11 protein-coding genes are annotated in these 14,743 nt (G+C 62.7%); 5 read left to right on the top strand and 6 right to left on the bottom strand.

Annotated features, from left to right (window positions below):
• The 4 genes from FN060_RS11985 to mscL form a co-directional block, all read right to left on the bottom strand.
• Positions 1-853, bottom strand: an 853-nt coding sequence (locus tag FN060_RS11985; RefSeq protein ID WP_142588483.1) for a FecR domain-containing protein, incomplete at its 3' end; no start/stop codon positions are given.
• A 115-nt stretch (positions 854-968) separates the two neighbouring features.
• Positions 969-2,003 carry a UDP-glucose 4-epimerase GalE gene (gene galE / locus FN060_RS11980; protein ID WP_142588215.1) on the bottom strand — a complete coding sequence of 345 codons (1,035 nt, stop codon included), beginning with the start codon at positions 2,001-2,003 and terminating at the stop codon, positions 969-971.
• Positions 2,004-2,158: 155 nt separating this feature from the next.
• Entirely contained in the window at positions 2,159-3,328 is a 1,170-nt protein-coding gene (locus tag FN060_RS11975; RefSeq protein ID WP_142588214.1) for a pyridoxal phosphate-dependent aminotransferase, read from the bottom strand.
• Between the two features lie 95 nt (positions 3,329-3,423).
• Positions 3,424-3,852 carry a large conductance mechanosensitive channel protein MscL gene (mscL, locus tag FN060_RS11970; protein WP_142588213.1) on the bottom strand — a complete coding sequence of 143 codons (429 nt, stop codon included), beginning with the start codon at positions 3,850-3,852 and terminating at the stop codon, positions 3,424-3,426.
• 183 nt (positions 3,853-4,035) lie between these two features.
• On the opposite strand from mscL, the gene FN060_RS11965 reads away from it, so the two are divergent.
• A complete protein-coding gene (locus FN060_RS11965; RefSeq protein WP_142588212.1) occupies positions 4,036-7,545 on the top strand; it encodes a PAS domain-containing hybrid sensor histidine kinase/response regulator in 3,510 nt (1,169 codons plus the stop codon).
• A gap of 178 nt (positions 7,546-7,723) precedes the next feature.
• A complete protein-coding gene (locus FN060_RS11960) occupies positions 7,724-8,932 on the top strand; it encodes an OpgC family protein (RefSeq protein WP_142588211.1) in 1,209 nt (402 codons plus the stop codon).
• 22 nt (positions 8,933-8,954) lie between these two features.
• On the opposite strand, the gene FN060_RS11955 is transcribed toward FN060_RS11960, so the two are convergent.
• A complete protein-coding gene (locus FN060_RS11955) occupies positions 8,955-10,487 on the bottom strand; it encodes a UxaA family hydrolase (protein WP_142588210.1) in 1,533 nt (510 codons plus the stop codon).
• 49 nt (positions 10,488-10,536) lie between these two features.
• Entirely contained in the window at positions 10,537-11,238 is a 702-nt protein-coding gene (locus FN060_RS11950; protein ID WP_052636824.1) for a FadR/GntR family transcriptional regulator, read from the bottom strand.
• A gap of 244 nt (positions 11,239-11,482) precedes the next feature.
• On the opposite strand from FN060_RS11950, the gene FN060_RS11945 reads away from it, so the two are divergent.
• From FN060_RS11945 to FN060_RS11935, 3 genes are all read left to right on the top strand, one after another.
• A complete protein-coding gene (locus FN060_RS11945) occupies positions 11,483-12,490 on the top strand; it encodes a zinc-binding alcohol dehydrogenase family protein (protein WP_142588209.1) in 1,008 nt (335 codons plus the stop codon).
• Positions 12,491-12,597: 107 nt separating this feature from the next.
• A complete protein-coding gene (locus tag FN060_RS11940) occupies positions 12,598-13,332 on the top strand; it encodes an SDR family oxidoreductase (RefSeq protein WP_142588208.1) in 735 nt (244 codons plus the stop codon).
• Positions 13,333-13,358: 26 nt separating this feature from the next.
• Positions 13,359-14,636 (top strand): L-fuconate dehydratase, encoded by a 1,278-nt coding sequence (locus FN060_RS11935; protein WP_142588207.1) that lies wholly within the window; start codon positions 13,359-13,361, stop codon positions 14,634-14,636.
• Positions 14,637-14,743: the final 107 nt, after the last annotated feature.

Below are 14,743 nucleotides of genomic sequence, written 5' to 3'. Positions count from 1 at the left end.
CGTTGTTGCCGTTGCCGCCACCGTTTCCGTTGCCGTTCCCGTTGCCGTTGTTGCCGTTCCCGTTGTTGCCGTTGCCGCCACCGTTCCCGTTGTTGCCGTTGCCGTTGCCGACCGCAAACATCTTGCCGCTGTTTCCGCTGCCGGAACCACCAGAGCTTTCAAAGCCTCCGGAGGGTCCACCGTTGTCGCCACCCCGGCCATTGCCGCGCGATTGATCCGCACCGATGGGGGTAGGCGCGCCAACGGCTGGTACGCTTGCCGCACTCGGCGATGCCGCGGTCACTGAGGGAGCGCCGGAGACACCCGCAACGCTCATCGATTGCGATTGGTCGACACGTGCGCTTTGGCCGGGACCGAGGTCGGTGGTCTGTCCGCCAGTGAAGGACGACACCTGGACCAGGCCACGCTCGACGCTAACAGAGGCGTCCTTCTCCGTGACCGTGACATCGAAGCTCGTTCCCTTCACCACAGCGGCGAGGAACGGCGTATGGACGTAGGTGTGCGGGCTGCTGCGCTTTTCGATATCGAGCGCCAGCTTGCCGTGCTGCTGCACGACCTCCGTCTTGCGGTTGAAAAGGCTCTCCGTCGTGATGATGGCCGCCAGGGTCTGCGGCTGCACCGCGATGGTTTCAACACCCCGGGTCAGCACCGCCCGACCTCGCGGGCCCGTGGAGATCCATGCCTTGTTGGGGATGTTCATCCCCGCCTTGACGGGCTGCCAGGTCTGCTTGTCGGTCGTGTACTGAACCTGCTGGTTCGCTTTCTCGACAAGCCATTCCTCGGCGAGTGCCGAGGTAACGCCGGTAAAGAAGATGGCCGCGAGGATGAGAAGGTTACGTATCAAGGTCGGCATGTGGAAATCCCCCATTCGCCAACACCACAGCACCGCCTAATTAAGAAATCCTTCAACTAGCAGCTACATTTGGAGACAAGCGGCGTATTTTCGCCATTTCCAAGCGAATTCCACATCAAAAGGCGGCGGTAGCCAGACGCTGCCGCAGTTCCCGAAGATCACCGATCTTCCGCTCCATCAGGTGTCGTTCCCAAGCCAGCGCCGTCTGGACGATTACGTCTAGGTCGTCGTGGCGAGGAGTCCAGTCGAGAAGACGTCGCGCCAGCGTGGCATTCGCGACCACGCTGGCCGCATCTCCGGGCCGCCGCGGCCCGTATCTGAGGTCGAACCTCTCGCCGCTCACCCGCATGACCGTTTGCAGCACTTCGAGCACGGAATAGCCCCGGCCGTAGCCGCAGTTGGCGATGAGCGCTTCTCCGCCGCGACGCAGATAGCTCAACGCCCGCAGATGCGCCTCCACCAGATCGCTGACGTGGATGTAGTCGCGGATACCGGTCCCGTCGGGAGTCGGGTAGTCGGTGCCGAAGATATCGACGCCGGATCTCTGGGCGAGAGCCGCCTCGACGGCGATCTTGATCAGGTGGGTAGCGCCTACCGTCGAGAGTCCCGTCCGGCCCTGCGGATCGGCGCCAGCGACGTTGAAGTAGCGCAACGCCACGAAACGGAAGTCATGGGCTGAGGCAGCGTCGCGCAGCATGATTTCCGCCATCAGCTTCGACTGCCCGTAGGGGTTCTTGGGCTGAAGAGGGGCGCTTTCCAGAACCGGCGTGTCGTCCGGCTGGTCGCCATATACGGCAGCGGTTGACGAGAACACGAAATGCTTGATCCCCGCAGCAATGGTCGCTTCGGCCAGGAGCCGGGTCTTGCTGGTGTTGTTGTCGTAGTACTCCAGCGGATGTGCAACCGATTGCGGGACAACGATCGAGCCGGCGAAATGCATCACGGCGTCGATGCGATTTTCGGCAAACACCTGCGCCAGCAGATCCTGGTTGCCGACATCGCCGAGGTAGAAGCGCGCAGCGGGAGGAACGGCCCAGCGGAAGCCGGTGGACAGGCGATCGAGAACCACGACCTCCTCCCCGGCATCCAGTAATGCCCACGCCATGTGACTGCCAATATATCCGGCACCACCGGTCACCAGAACGGCCATTTCGAGGCTCCCTGCCTTTGCTGTTGGCAGGAAGCGAAACACCGTCCGTCTTCAATATTGCTTACTTGTGGACCCCTGCGCCGGGTTTATCTCCACCCATGGCTAAGACTGTGCTGATCGTTTTCCTCAAACTTTATCGATCGCCCCTCACGGCATCAAAGCCCGAGGATGTAGTCCGCCAGCCGATCGGCCGCGACGCGCACCTGTCTCGGGTCCCGCAGGAAACAGGCTCTGAGGAACTCCGCGCCACCCGGCCCGAAGGCGGAGCCGGGGGCGAGCGCAACCTGGACCCGGTCGACAATGTCGAGCGCCGCTTGCCGGCTATCGGTGATGCCGTCGACCTTCAGAAAGGCATAGAGAGCCCCCTGCGGCTTCAAGGTCTCCACCCTGTTCGTTGCAATCAGCGTATCGCACAGGATATCGCGCGATTCCCTCGCCCGGACGAAGTTCTCCCTGAAGAAGTCGTCCCCTTGGTCGAGAGCCGCAACGCATCCGCGCTGCAGGAATTGCGCGACGCCCGAATTGGAATACTGGACGAGGTTCTCGATGACCTGGCCCATTTCCGGCGGAGCCACCAGCCAGCCCACGCGCCAGCCGGTCATCGACCAGTTCTTGGAGAAGGAGTTGGCGAAGATCACACGCTCACCCGGCTCCATGACATCCAGGAAGGACGGTGCGCGTGTTCCTTCCCCGTAGTGGTAGAGTGCATAGATCTCGTCGGCAATGATCCAGATGCCGTGCCGGCGGGCAATGGCGAGGATTGCCGCCAGTTCCTCCCGGCTTGCCGTCCAGCCTGTCGGGTTGGACGGCGTATTCACGAAAATTGCCCGGGTCTTTGGCGATACCAGGGATTCAAGCTTCTGGAGATCCAGCGACCAGGCTCCGTTCGCGAAGTCCAGTGGAAGAGCAACGGCCCTTGCCCCGCCAAGCTCGGTGGCGGCTACGATGTTCGGCCAGGCCGGAGAAAGATAGACAAGCTCGTCGCCCGGTGAGGTCAGCGCCTGCGCCGCCAGCATGATGGCATGCATCCCCGACCCGGTGACGTAGAAATGGTCGCTGGAAAGCGAAACCGAGAAATGCCGGGCGTAGTAGCGCGACAGGGCCTCCCGCAGTTCCGGTATCCCCCGCTGCCAGGTGTAGAAGGTTTCGCCGGCGAGGAGGGCGTCACTTGCCGCCCTGTTGATGAAATCCGGCGAGGGCAGGTCGCCCTCCCCCGCCCAGAGCGGAATGAGCCCCTCCTGGCCCCGCGCATAGGTGATGACCTCGACAATACCGCTTTCCGGCGCGGCAAGTGCGCGGGGGCTGAGACTTTCCAAGACCGACATACGATCCCTCTCCGTTTGTCGGTCCCTCATAGCGCAGCCGGCCGCAGGAATCCCATGACAATCGGTGAGGCTGAGATCGATTTGTGTGATGATTATCAGCGGGCCTTGAGCAGGTCGCGGATCTCCGCCAGCAGCAGCACATCGGCCGGCGGCGGGGCTGGAGCCTCTTCCACCGGTTTCTTTTCCTCGGCAAGGCGGATGCGATTCACGACCCTGACCATCAGGAAGATGATCCAGGCAAGGATCAGGAAATTCAGGATGACCGTGACGAAGCTGCCATAGGCGAAGACTGCCCCCTGCTCCCGTGCTGCCGCCAGCGTCGGAGCAGTTACGGTGGAGGAGAGTGGAATGAAGTAGTCGGAGAAGTCGATACCTCCGATGATTGCGCCGACGATGGGCATGATGATGTCGTTGACGAGCGAATTGACGATCCCCGTGAAGGCACCGCCGATGATGATCCCGACGGCGAGATCGATGACATTCCCCTTGGCGATAAAAGAGCGGAACTCAGAGACAACGGACATGACGACCCCTTCCTGTACCATTCAGGGCCAACCGAGGCACGATGCCCGGCAACAACCCTTGCGGAGGTGTTGTGTCGGCGATTGCCGACAAGTAGGACTTTATGCCAAGACCCGCGCGATTTCCAAGCATCCTGTTTTCACTTATCCTGCCCGACTTGAGCAAGCGTCCCGAGCGGAGGAGACATGCTTCCAGCCTGGCTGATCTTCCTGTCGGCATTCGTCTATATCCTGCTGCTTTTCGCGGTCGCGAGCTATGGTGATCGCCGGAGCCGGTTGATCGGCGTGCCCGCTCGCGGCCGTCCGGTGGTCTATGCGCTCAGCCTCGCCATCTACTGCACGTCCTGGACCTATTTCGGCGGCGTCGGGCTCGCCTCCCAGCGGGGTTTGGAATTCACCGGCATCTACATCGGCCCCATCCTCGCCTTCACGATTGGCATGCCGATCATCCGACGGATCGTCGAACTGGCGAAGGCGGAGAAGCTCACCTCAGTCGCCGACTTCATCGCTGCCCGCTACGGCAAGAACCCGGCGGTCGCCATGATCGTAGCTTTCATCTCGCTGATCGGAGCGATCCCCTATATCGCCCTGCAGTTGAAAGCCGTTTCCAGCTCCGTTGCCGCCATGGTGGACGCCTCTGCCTACGGCATTGGCAGCGGCAACCTCTATTTCATCGACCTCGCGCTGATCGTCACGATCCTGATGGCATGTTTCGCCGTGGTGTTCGGGACCCGCCACACGGATGCCACGGAACACCAGGACGGCCTGATCCTTGCAGTGGCGATGGAGTCCGTCGTCAAGCTGCTGGCCTTCGCCACGGTCGGTATTGCCGTTGTATTCTTCCTCTTCGACGGGCCGGCGGATCTGTGGCAGCGCTCCACGGAGAACCTGCTCGTCGCCTCGGCCATGTCCTATGAGACGCCCATCAGCCGCTGGATTCTGCTGATCGTGCTGTCGGCCTTCGCCATCATCATGCTGCCGCGGCAATTCCACGTCACGGTCGTCGAGAACCGCACCGAGCTGGAACTGAAGACAGCGGGCTACTTCCTGCCGCTCTACCTCGTGGCGATCAACCTCTTCGTGCTGCCGATCGCAATGGCAGGCCTCATCCAGTTCGGCGGCACGGGCAATGCCGACCTCTACGTACTGCTCCTGCCGCTCGCCAACGAAATGCCGGTCGTCTCGCTGATCGCCTTCATCGGTGGCTTCTCGGCCGCGACGGCGATGGTCATCGTCGCGTCCGTCGCGCTGTCGATCATGGTGTCGAACGACATCGTCATGCCGGTGCTTCTCCGCCGCAAGCTCATGCGGCGTTCGGTGCATCGGGCCGATTTCACCAAGACCCTGCTGCGGGTCCGGCGGACCTCGATCATCGCCGTCCTGATGCTCGGCTATGCCTATTATCGCGGCGCCGACAGCGAATCGGGGCTGGCATCCATCGGCCTCCTCGCCTTCGCTGCCATTGCCCAGATGGCCCCTAGCCTTTTCGGAGGCCTCATCTGGCGGCGTGCGAACGCCCGGGGCGCCATCCTCGGAATGACCCTGGGCTTCCTCGTCTGGGCCTACCTGCTCTTCGTGCCAAGCCTCGGCGGCCCGAACAATTCCCATGTGGCGACAGCCATCCTCGATTTCCTGCTGCCGGGTACAGGGCTCTTCTCCGGGGCCGAAACCGATGCCCTGGTGACGGTGACGCTGTTCAGCCTGATCATCAACACGGCCGCCTTCGTGCTCGGCTCGTTGTCGCGCAATCCGAGCCCGGTCGAACGCATCCAGTCCGGCATCTTCGTCCGCAGGCATCGCCGTACCCAGTTCGCGACCCGGGGCTGGAAGACGCGTGTCAGTGTCGGCGACCTGAAGACCACGATCGCCCGCTATCTCGGCGAAGAGCGGATGGAGCGCTCCTTCGCCAACTATGCGAATGCAGGCGGACGTCGGCTCGAGGACAGCCAGCCTGCGGACATGGCCCTGGTCCACTTCTCCGAGCAACTGCTCGGAAGCGCTATCGGCTCGTCATCGGCACGCCTTGTTCTCTCCCTCATTCTGCAGAAGGCCGAGGACACCAATTCGGATACGGCGTGGCTGCTCGACCAGGCAAGCGAGGCGCTCCAATACAATCAGGACATGCTGCAGACCGCGCTCTCGCAGATGGACGAGGGCATCGCGGTCTTCGACAGCTCCTATTGCCTGACGATCTGGAACCGCCGCTTCAGGAACCTCCTCGACCTGCCGGAGCAGGCCGGCCAGGTCGGCTATCCGCTCACCGACATCATCGCCTACCTGTCCAATCGGGGCGACATCCAGCCCGAGAACCGGGCGGAGGTGATCCGCCAGTTCCAGACCCTCGATGCGCCCTTCTCGCTCGTGGTGGCGGGCGGCACACGCATCATCGAAGTGCGGTCGAATGCCATGCCCGACAAGGGCATCGTCGCGACGCTGACAGACATTACCGAGCGGGTCGCCGCTGACCGCGCCCTCAAGCTCGCCAACGAGACGCTCGAGCAGCGGGTCGAGGAGCGGACTGCGGAGCTCACGAGGGTGAACCGGGAGCTTGCGGAAGCGCGTGCCGCGGCCGAGGAGGCCAATATCGGCAAGACGCGCTTCTTCGCAGCCGCGGGCCACGACATCCTTCAGCCGTTGAATGCCGCGCGCCTCTATTCCTCGGCGCTCGTCGAGCGGCTGGGAAAGTCCGAGAACAGCGCACTCGTCCGCAATATCGATTCGGCGCTGGAGTCAGTCGAGGCAATCCTGGGAGCCGTTCTGGACATCTCCCGTCTCGATACCGGTGCCATGAAGCCACGCGTTGCATCCGTGGCCCTCGACGAGCTCCTGAGGCGCATCGAGACCGATTTCGCGCCCATGGCCCGGGAAAAGAACCTGCGCTTCGTCGTGGTTCCGAGCTCGATCCGTGTCCGCTCGGACCCGAACCTCTTGCGACGCCTGGTCCAGAACCTCGTTTCGAACGCCATCAAGTACACGATTGACGGGAAGATCCTGGTCGGTGCGCGCCGGCGCGGGAACGAGGTGGTAATCGAGGTGCTCGATTCCGGCATCGGCATTCCATCCGCCAAGTTCCGGACCGTCTTCAAGGAGTTTGCCCGGCTGGACGAGGGAGCACGGACCGCATCGGGGCTAGGTCTCGGCCTTTCTATCGTCGATCGCATTTCGCGGGTCCTGAACCATCCGGTCGAACTTTCCTCCGTACCCGGCAAGGGCACCGTCTTCCGCGTCAGCATGCCGCGTGACCTGACGGTATCGCAATCAATGCGCAGCAGCGACCGACCGGAGCGGCGCCGGCGCACGCAGCCACTGACAGGCCTCAGGGTCCTGTGCATCGACAACGACCCGAAGATCCTCGAAGGCATGGCGCTGCTGATTTCCGGCTGGGGATGCACGGTCGGCCAGGCCGCCTCGCTCGCAGACGTCGAGGGTTTGATAGCAGGCCGTGAGCCACCTCCCGAGCTCATTGTCGCAGATTATCATCTTGGCGACGGAAACGGCGTCGAGGCAATTCTCCGTCTTAGGCAGGCGTACAAAGCCGATATTCCGGCACTGCTCGTGACGGCCGACCGTTCCCTCGAGGTGCGGGCGGAGGCGGAACGTCACGATATCGCGCTGCAACACAAGCCGGTGCGTCCGGCGGCCCTTCGGGCCTACCTGACACAGGTGGCCGGTATCAAGCGGATCGCCGCGGAATAGTACCGCTGTTCATCCGGCAGTCATCCACCCTCTCCTAGGAAGACGAGTGACTCGATTCGGCCGCGCGGAACTGACTGCGTGATTGCCGCGTTTGGGGCGCAGAAGATCCTGGCCCGCAGAGGCCTTACGTACCGGACGACCCAAGCGTCTTGGACCGGCAGAACGGAGACCGCGGCCGATGAAACGGTTCGATATTATTGATGGTATGCGAGGCTACTTCCTCGTCTTCATGCTGATCAACCACCTGATCTTCGCCGGCGGTTACTGGCTCGTGAAGGTGAACCACAACCAATTGGCCTTTGTCGAGGATGCACAGGGCTTCGTGTTCCTCTCCGGCCTTCTCATCGGCATGGTTTACGCTCGCAAGATGCTGAAGAACGGCTATGCCGCTGGTCGCCAGGCGATCTATTCACGCGCTTTCGAACTCTATCGCTACGCCATGGGGATCGTGATCGCCGTGCTCGCCGCGCAGATGATCCTGCCGGAAGCCTACACGGTCTGGTACAACTGGCTTGGCTACACGACCTTCGACGATCCGCTTCGTCTTACAGCGATTGCCACCTTCCTGTTCCAGCCTACATTCATGGACATCCTGCCGCAGTACATCGTCTACATGCTCTTTGCGCCGATGCTCGTGAAGCTCGTGCTCGAAGACAAGTGGCACTATGTGCTCGCCGCCTCCCTCGTCATGTGGATGGCCGCGCAGCTCGGCCTCCAGCGTATCGTTACGGAGCCCGTACATCAGCTGGTGATGGGCCCGGATGACCAGGGCATTCGCGCAAGCTTCAACATGCTCGGTTGGCAGATCGTCTTCTATTCAGGCCTGGTCCTGGGCGCCATGACCTCGGCCGGGAAGATCGACTGGGGCAGGATCCTGACGCCGGAGAACACGTTCATTCCGAAGATGGCGCTGATCGTCGTCCTGTTTTTCCTGCCGCTGCGGTTCATGACCGCAAACGGCCTGATGCCGGACTTCATGATCGGCAAGTTCGCCGCCATGGAAGTGCGCGCCGATTTCGGGCCGGTCTACCTCCTGAACTTCATCGCCGTCGCGGTGCTCGTCACGTGGCTGCTCGTCGCTGGCCCGAGGCATCCCTCACCCTTCGTCCAGAAGGCAGCCGGCGTGCTGACCTGGGTCTTCTCGCTGAAGTTCCTGCAGCTGATCGGTCGCCATTCGCTCTACGTCTACGTATGGCACGTCGCAATCGTCTACGCGGTCTACTACTTCGACGGCCGCTCGCCGGAACTCAGCCAGTTGACCAAGACTGCGATCGCCTTCGTAGGCATCGCCCTTCTGGCTCTGCCGGCGGTCTGGCGCGAGCGCGAGAAGTTCTTCGGCAGCGCCACGGCACCAGTCATGAAGGCGCAGACGAAGTCGGTTCGGTAAGATGAGGTTGGGGCGGTGACTGTCAGGTCACTGCCCCGATCTGCCAGGGCACGAATTCGTTGTCGCCGTAGTCGTAGATCTCGCTCAACGTCTTCTTGCCGGACGCCACCGCGATGATGTCCTCGAAAATCCGCTGCCCCGACTGCTCGATCGTTTCCTCGCCGGTGACGATGCCGCCGCAGTTGATGTCCATGTCTTCCTTCATGTGCTCGTACATTTCGGAGTTGGTGGCGATCTTGATGCAGGGGGACGGCTTGAAGCCGGAGACGGAGCCGCGGCCGGTGGTGAAACAGATGACATTGCATCCGCCGGCCACCTGTCCCGTCACCGCCACGGGATCATATCCGGGCGTGTCCATGAAGACGAAGCCCGGTTCCGTGACCGTTTCGGCGAACTCGTAGACGGCCTTCAGCGGCATGGACCCACCCTTGGCGACGGCGCCCAGCGATTTTTCGAGGATCGTCGTCAATCCTCCAAGCTTGTTGCCGTGCGAGGGGTTGTTGTTCAGCTCGTCGCCGTTGCGGGCGGTATAGTCCCGCCACCAGTCGATCCGTTGCAGGAGTTTTTCCGCCACTTCCGGCCTCACGGCACGCCGCGTCAGCAGATGCTCCGCACCGTAGATCTCCGGCGTTTCCGACAGCACCGTGGTGCCGCCGTTGCGAACGATGAGATCGGAGGCGTGACCAAGCGCCGGGTTTGCGGAGATGCCGGAATAGCCGTCCGAGCCGCCGCATTCCAGGGCAACCTTCAGCTTCGACAACGGCTGTGGCGTCCGCACTGCCGCGTTCACGCCCGGCAGCATCTCCTTGATGATCTCGATTGCAGCATCGATGGTCTTTTTCGTGCCACCATGCTGCTGGATCGTCATCGTTCGCAGCCGGTCGCCCTCTTCCATCTTGTAGTGCTCGAGGATCGGGCCGATCTGGTTCGTTTCACAGCCGAGGCCAATCATCAGGATGCCGCCGAAATTGGGGTGCTTTGCAAACCCCTGGATCGTGCGAATGAGGACGCGATAGCCTTCGGACTTGTTGTTGAGGGCACAGCCCCCGCCATGCGTCAGCGCCACGACGCCATCGACATTGTCGAACCCGTCGAGCCCGCCCATACGGTTGAAGTAGTCGGCGATGTAGCGGGAGACGGTGGCGGAACAGTTCACCGAAGAGATGATGCCGATATAGTTCCGGGTGCCGGCGCCACCGATGCCGCGGTCATAACCCATGAAGGTCCGCCGCTCGGTCTCCGGCAGCATGCCCTTCTCCTCGACATCGATGCTGAACTGGTGCTCGTGCTCGGAGGGCAGCATGGCGAGATTGTGCAGATGCACGTGGCTGCCCGGCTCGATATCCTGCGTCGCGACGCCGATGACCTGACCATACTTCTTCACCTCGGCGCCCTTGGGAATAGGCCGGATCGCCACCTTGTGGCCGCGACCGATCAGCTCACGGGCGATAAGTTCGCCATGGCCGACCGGATTTCCCGCCTGGACGGAACGACGTACGACACCGACATCGTCGGCCGGATTGAGAATGATGATGGGGGTTACAATGGCATCCATGGCTGCTTCCTCCTCCCGGGAGGTCTTCCTGTTTTTCTGATTGGGTTGTTCAGCGGGGTTCGTTTTCCATCCACCGGCGTTTGGACTGCTCCAGATGCGCATGCATCATCGCCTGGACGAGCAGCGGGTCGCGCGCCTGCAAAGCCGTGAGGATCGCCTCATGCTCGCGAAGCGCGAGATGCCAGGTCTCCGGCGTCTCGAAGCGCGTCCGCAACTGGGCCGAGATCGGACTATGGCGCTCATCGAACAGATCGCCGACGATCTGAGCCAGCACCGAATTGCCACCCTCCGCCGCGATGGTCAGGTGGAAAAGCCGATCCTGGTCGAGCGGCTTCCTGCCGGCTTCGATCTCGGCACGCATTGCGTCGAGCGTCTGGCGAAGCAGCGTCAGCCCTTCCTGGGAAATTCGTGCGGCAGCGGCAAGGGCCACCGTTCCCTCGACAGCGGCCCGCGCTTCCATGAGCTCGATCGGGCTCTCGCCCATCGAGCCCGTCTGCAGCGGACGGCGCTCTGTTTCCGCGGTGATATAGATCCCGGACCCCATGCGGATTTCCACACTGCCCTCGATCTCCAGCGCAATCAAAGCCTCACGAAGGGAAGGCCGGGAGACGCCGAGTTGCTGCGCAAGGTCCCGCTCCGCCGGCAGCCGATCGCCCGCGGCGAAATGACCGCCCTGGATCAGGCCGCGAATCTGGTCCGCAATCTGCTGATAGAGGCGCCTTGGTTCCGTCGCCTTGATGGGTGCGTTCATGTTGCTGCCGCTGCTCTAATCTGGCCTTACCATAGGAGTGCTTTGCGTCGGTAGCAAGGCTGGTCAGGCCACTGCCACCGCCACTCCCCGTTCATTTCGTTGATCCTGCCAGTCGCTCCCTGCAATTGGCTTGACCAATTCCCGGAAACATCGTTAGCTTCATCGTCGTTCCGACCCGCTTCGGATCCGAAGAAGATCACACATCCATCGTCGGCTGCAATAGCGGCTTACAGGCAAGGCTTTCATGCTTACGATTACCTGCGATTCCCCCGGCACTCTCTCCCGTTCGGAGCGCGCGAAGCCCTTTCCGGGCGAGGGCGAGGTGCTCGTGAAGATCCGGCGCGTCGGGGTCTGCGGGACCGACCTGCATATCTTCACGGGAAACCAGCCCTACCTCTCCTATCCGCGCGTCATGGGACATGAGCTCGCGGCAACGGTCGAGGAGGCACCGGCCGGAAGCTCTCTCCAGGCCGGCGACACCGTCTCCATCATCCCCTACATCTCCTGCGGCCAGTGCAATGCCTGCCGAAAGGGCAAGACCAATTGCTGCCGCAACATTGGCGTGCTTGGCGTTCATCGGGACGGCGGCATGACGGAATATCTCAGCCTGCCGGAGCAGTTCGTCCTCAAGGCGGAAGGCCTGACCCTCGACCAGGCGGCCATGGTTGAATTCCTGGCGATCGGCGCCCATGCCGTCGCACGCGCCACTGTTCAGCCTGGCCAGAAGGTGCTGGTGGTCGGCGCCGGTCCGATCGGCATGGCAGTGGCGATCTTCGCCCGGCTTGATGGCGCCGAGGTGACGTTCCTCGACGCCCGCGCCGATCGGCTGGCCTTCGCTGCCAAGCATCTCGGCGCCTCCCATACGGTCCAGCTTGGCGAAGCCGATCACGAAGCACTGTCGGACATCACCGGCGGCGACTTCTTCGACGTCGTGTTCGATGCCACGGGCAATCCGAAGGCAATGGAACGCGGCTTCGGCTTCGTGGGCCACGGCGGCGCCTATGTGCTGGTGTCGATCGTCGCCAGCGACATCACCTTCTCCGATCCGGAATTCCACAAGCGTGAGACCTCGCTGCTCGGCAGCCGCAACGCAACGGTGGCAGACTTCGAACGGGTCATGGAGGCGATGCGGGTCGGCGAAGTGCCGGAGGCGCTGGTCACGCACCGGATGACCCTTTCCGAGGTGCCAGAGCGTTTTGCGGCCCTTACAGATCCTGCCGCCGGCGTCGTGAAGGCGATGATCGAGGTGTGAGGACGGAGCCGCTACCCACGGGACTGCACAGGCCGTAGAAGATAACTGAGGGCGGGCGTGGAAAGTGCCGTCTACCGCCTTCACCGCCGCGACATTTGAGGAATGACATGACGAAGACGCTTCAAGAAAAGACCGTTCTCATCACCGCCGCCGGCCAGGGCATTGGCCGGGCCTCCGCGATTGCCTTTGCCGAGGCCGGAGCAGTGGTGCACGCCACAGACATCAATGAACAGGCCCTTGCCGAACTGCCAAAGCTCGAGAACCTCAAGGCATCCCGGCTCGACGTCCTCGACGAGGCCGCCGTGAAGGCCGCCGTTGAGAAGATCGGCCCGGTCGACATCCTTTTCAACTGTGCCGGTGTCGTGCATGGCGGCTCCATCCTGGAGATGAAGGACAGCGATCTCGACTTCGCCTTCGACCTCAACGTCAAGGCAATGATCCGCACCATCCGGGCGGTGCTGCCCGGCATGCTGGAGCGCAAGGACGGGGCGATCATCAACATGTCGTCGGTCGCCTCCAGCATTAAGGGCGTGCCGAACCGCTTCGCCTACGGCACCACCAAGGCCGCAGTCATCGGGCTCACCAAGCATGTCGCCGCCGACTACGTGACGCAGGGCATCCGCTGCAACTGCATCTGCCCCGGCACGGTGGAAAGCCCGTCGCTGCAGGAGCGCATGCGGGCGCAGGGCGACTACGAGACTGCTCGCGCGGCCTTCATCGCACGCCAGCCGATGGGCCGGCTCGGCTCGCCCGGAGAAATCGCGGACCTCGCCGTCTATATCGCCGGCGCCACCTACACGTCCGGCCAGGCCTTCTGCATCGACGGCGGCTGGACCATCTGACCCTTCATCTGACGACAGAGACTGCCATGACCCGCATTACCGATCTTCGCGTCTTCGACCTGCGCTTCCCGACCTCACAGAGCCTCGACGGCTCCGACGCGATGAACCCGGATCCCGATTACTCGGCCGCCTATGTCATCCTCGATACCGACAGCGAGGGCCTGTCGGGCCATGGCCTCACCTTCACCATCGGCCGCGGCAACGACATCTGCTGCATGGCAATCAAGGCCATGCGGCATCTCGTGGTGGGGCAGGAGCTCGACGCATTCCGTCAGCACCCCGGCAAGTTCTGGCGGCACCTGACGAGCGACAGCCAGCTGCGCTGGATCGGCCCGGACAAGGGTGCCATGCACCTTGCCACAGGGGCCGTCGTCAACGCCTTCTGGGATCTGCTTGCCAAGCAACAGGGCAAGCCGGTCTGGCAGCTGGTGTCCGAGCTCTCGGCGGACGAGATCGCCGACATCGTCGACTTCCGCTACCTCACCGATGTGCTGACGCGCGACGAGGCCGTCGCCATCCTGAAAAAGGCCGAGGCCGGCAAGGCGGAACGCGTCGCCACTCTCAAGCAGGAAGGCTATGCCTGCTACACGACGTCGGCCGGGTGGCTCGGCTATCCGGAGGAGAAGCTCCGCCGCCTCTGCCAGGAGGCTGTTGATGCCGGCTTCAACCACGTCAAGATGAAGGTCGGCCGCGATCTCGAGGACGACATCCGCCGCCTCACCATCGCCCGCGAGGTGATCGGCCCGGATCGTTACCTGATGATCGACGCCAACCAGGTCTGGGAGGTCGGCCAGGCGATCGACTGGGTGAAGAAGCTCGCCTTCGCCAATCCCTTCTTCATCGAAGAGCCCACGAGCCCGGACGACGTCGCCGGACACCGCAAGATCCGCCAGGCGATCGGTCCCGTGAAGGTCGCCACCGGCGAAATGTGCCAGAACCGCATCATGTTCAAGCAGTTCATTGCCGAGGGCGCGATCGACATCGTGCAGATCGATTCCTGCCGCATGGGGGGCCTGAACGAGGTGCTGGCGGTGCTGCTGATCGCCGCCAAGTACAACCTGCCGGTCTGGCCGCATGCGGGCGGCGTCGGCTTGTGCGAATATGTCCAGCACCTGTCAATGATCGACTATGTCGCCGTCTCGGGTACCAAGGAAGGCCGGGTAATCGAATATGTCGACCACCTGCACGAGCACTTCGTCGACCCTTGCGTCATCAAGAACGCCGCCTACATGCCTCCCTCACGGCCGGGCTTCTCTATCGAGATGAAGCCGGAGTCGATCGCGGAGTATACGTTCAGGGGGTAAGCCGGCGCCGTCGCTGACTGGCAGGAAGAGGAGGCCTCGTCCTCTCCTTCGTCATCCTCGGGCTTGACCCGAGGATCCAAACACAAACCTCGAGCGGGATCGGCGCG

The organism is Pseudorhizobium halotolerans, assembly GCF_902153235.2.
Taxonomy (GTDB): domain Bacteria; phylum Pseudomonadota; class Alphaproteobacteria; order Rhizobiales; family Rhizobiaceae; genus Neorhizobium; species Neorhizobium flavum.
This window is presented reverse-complemented; position numbering and strand designations above follow the sequence as displayed.

What these genes read in the sequence shown, in the direction of transcription:
- mscL (WP_142588213.1), bottom strand. Translation starts at nt 3,852, where the DNA reads ATGTCCGTTGTCTCTGAGTTCCGCTCTTTTATCGCCAAGGGGAATGTC.
- FN060_RS11945 (WP_142588209.1), top strand. Translation starts at nt 11,483, where the DNA reads ATGCTTACGATTACCTGCGATTCCCCCGGCACTCTCTCCCGTTCGGAG.
- FN060_RS11955 (WP_142588210.1), bottom strand. Translation starts at nt 10,487, where the DNA reads ATGGATGCCATTGTAACCCCCATCATCATTCTCAATCCGGCCGACGAT.
- FN060_RS11940 (WP_142588208.1), top strand. Translation starts at nt 12,598, where the DNA reads ATGACGAAGACGCTTCAAGAAAAGACCGTTCTCATCACCGCCGCCGGC.
- FN060_RS11950 (WP_052636824.1), bottom strand. Translation starts at nt 11,238, where the DNA reads ATGAACGCACCCATCAAGGCGACGGAACCAAGGCGCCTCTATCAGCAG.
- FN060_RS11935 (WP_142588207.1), top strand. Translation starts at nt 13,359, where the DNA reads ATGACCCGCATTACCGATCTTCGCGTCTTCGACCTGCGCTTCCCGACC.
- FN060_RS11960 (WP_142588211.1), top strand. Translation starts at nt 7,724, where the DNA reads ATGAAACGGTTCGATATTATTGATGGTATGCGAGGCTACTTCCTCGTC.
- FN060_RS11965 (WP_142588212.1), top strand. Translation starts at nt 4,036, where the DNA reads ATGCTTCCAGCCTGGCTGATCTTCCTGTCGGCATTCGTCTATATCCTG.
- FN060_RS11975 (WP_142588214.1), bottom strand. Translation starts at nt 3,328, where the DNA reads ATGTCGGTCTTGGAAAGTCTCAGCCCCCGCGCACTTGCCGCGCCGGAA.
- galE (WP_142588215.1), bottom strand. Translation starts at nt 2,003, where the DNA reads ATGGCCGTTCTGGTGACCGGTGGTGCCGGATATATTGGCAGTCACATG.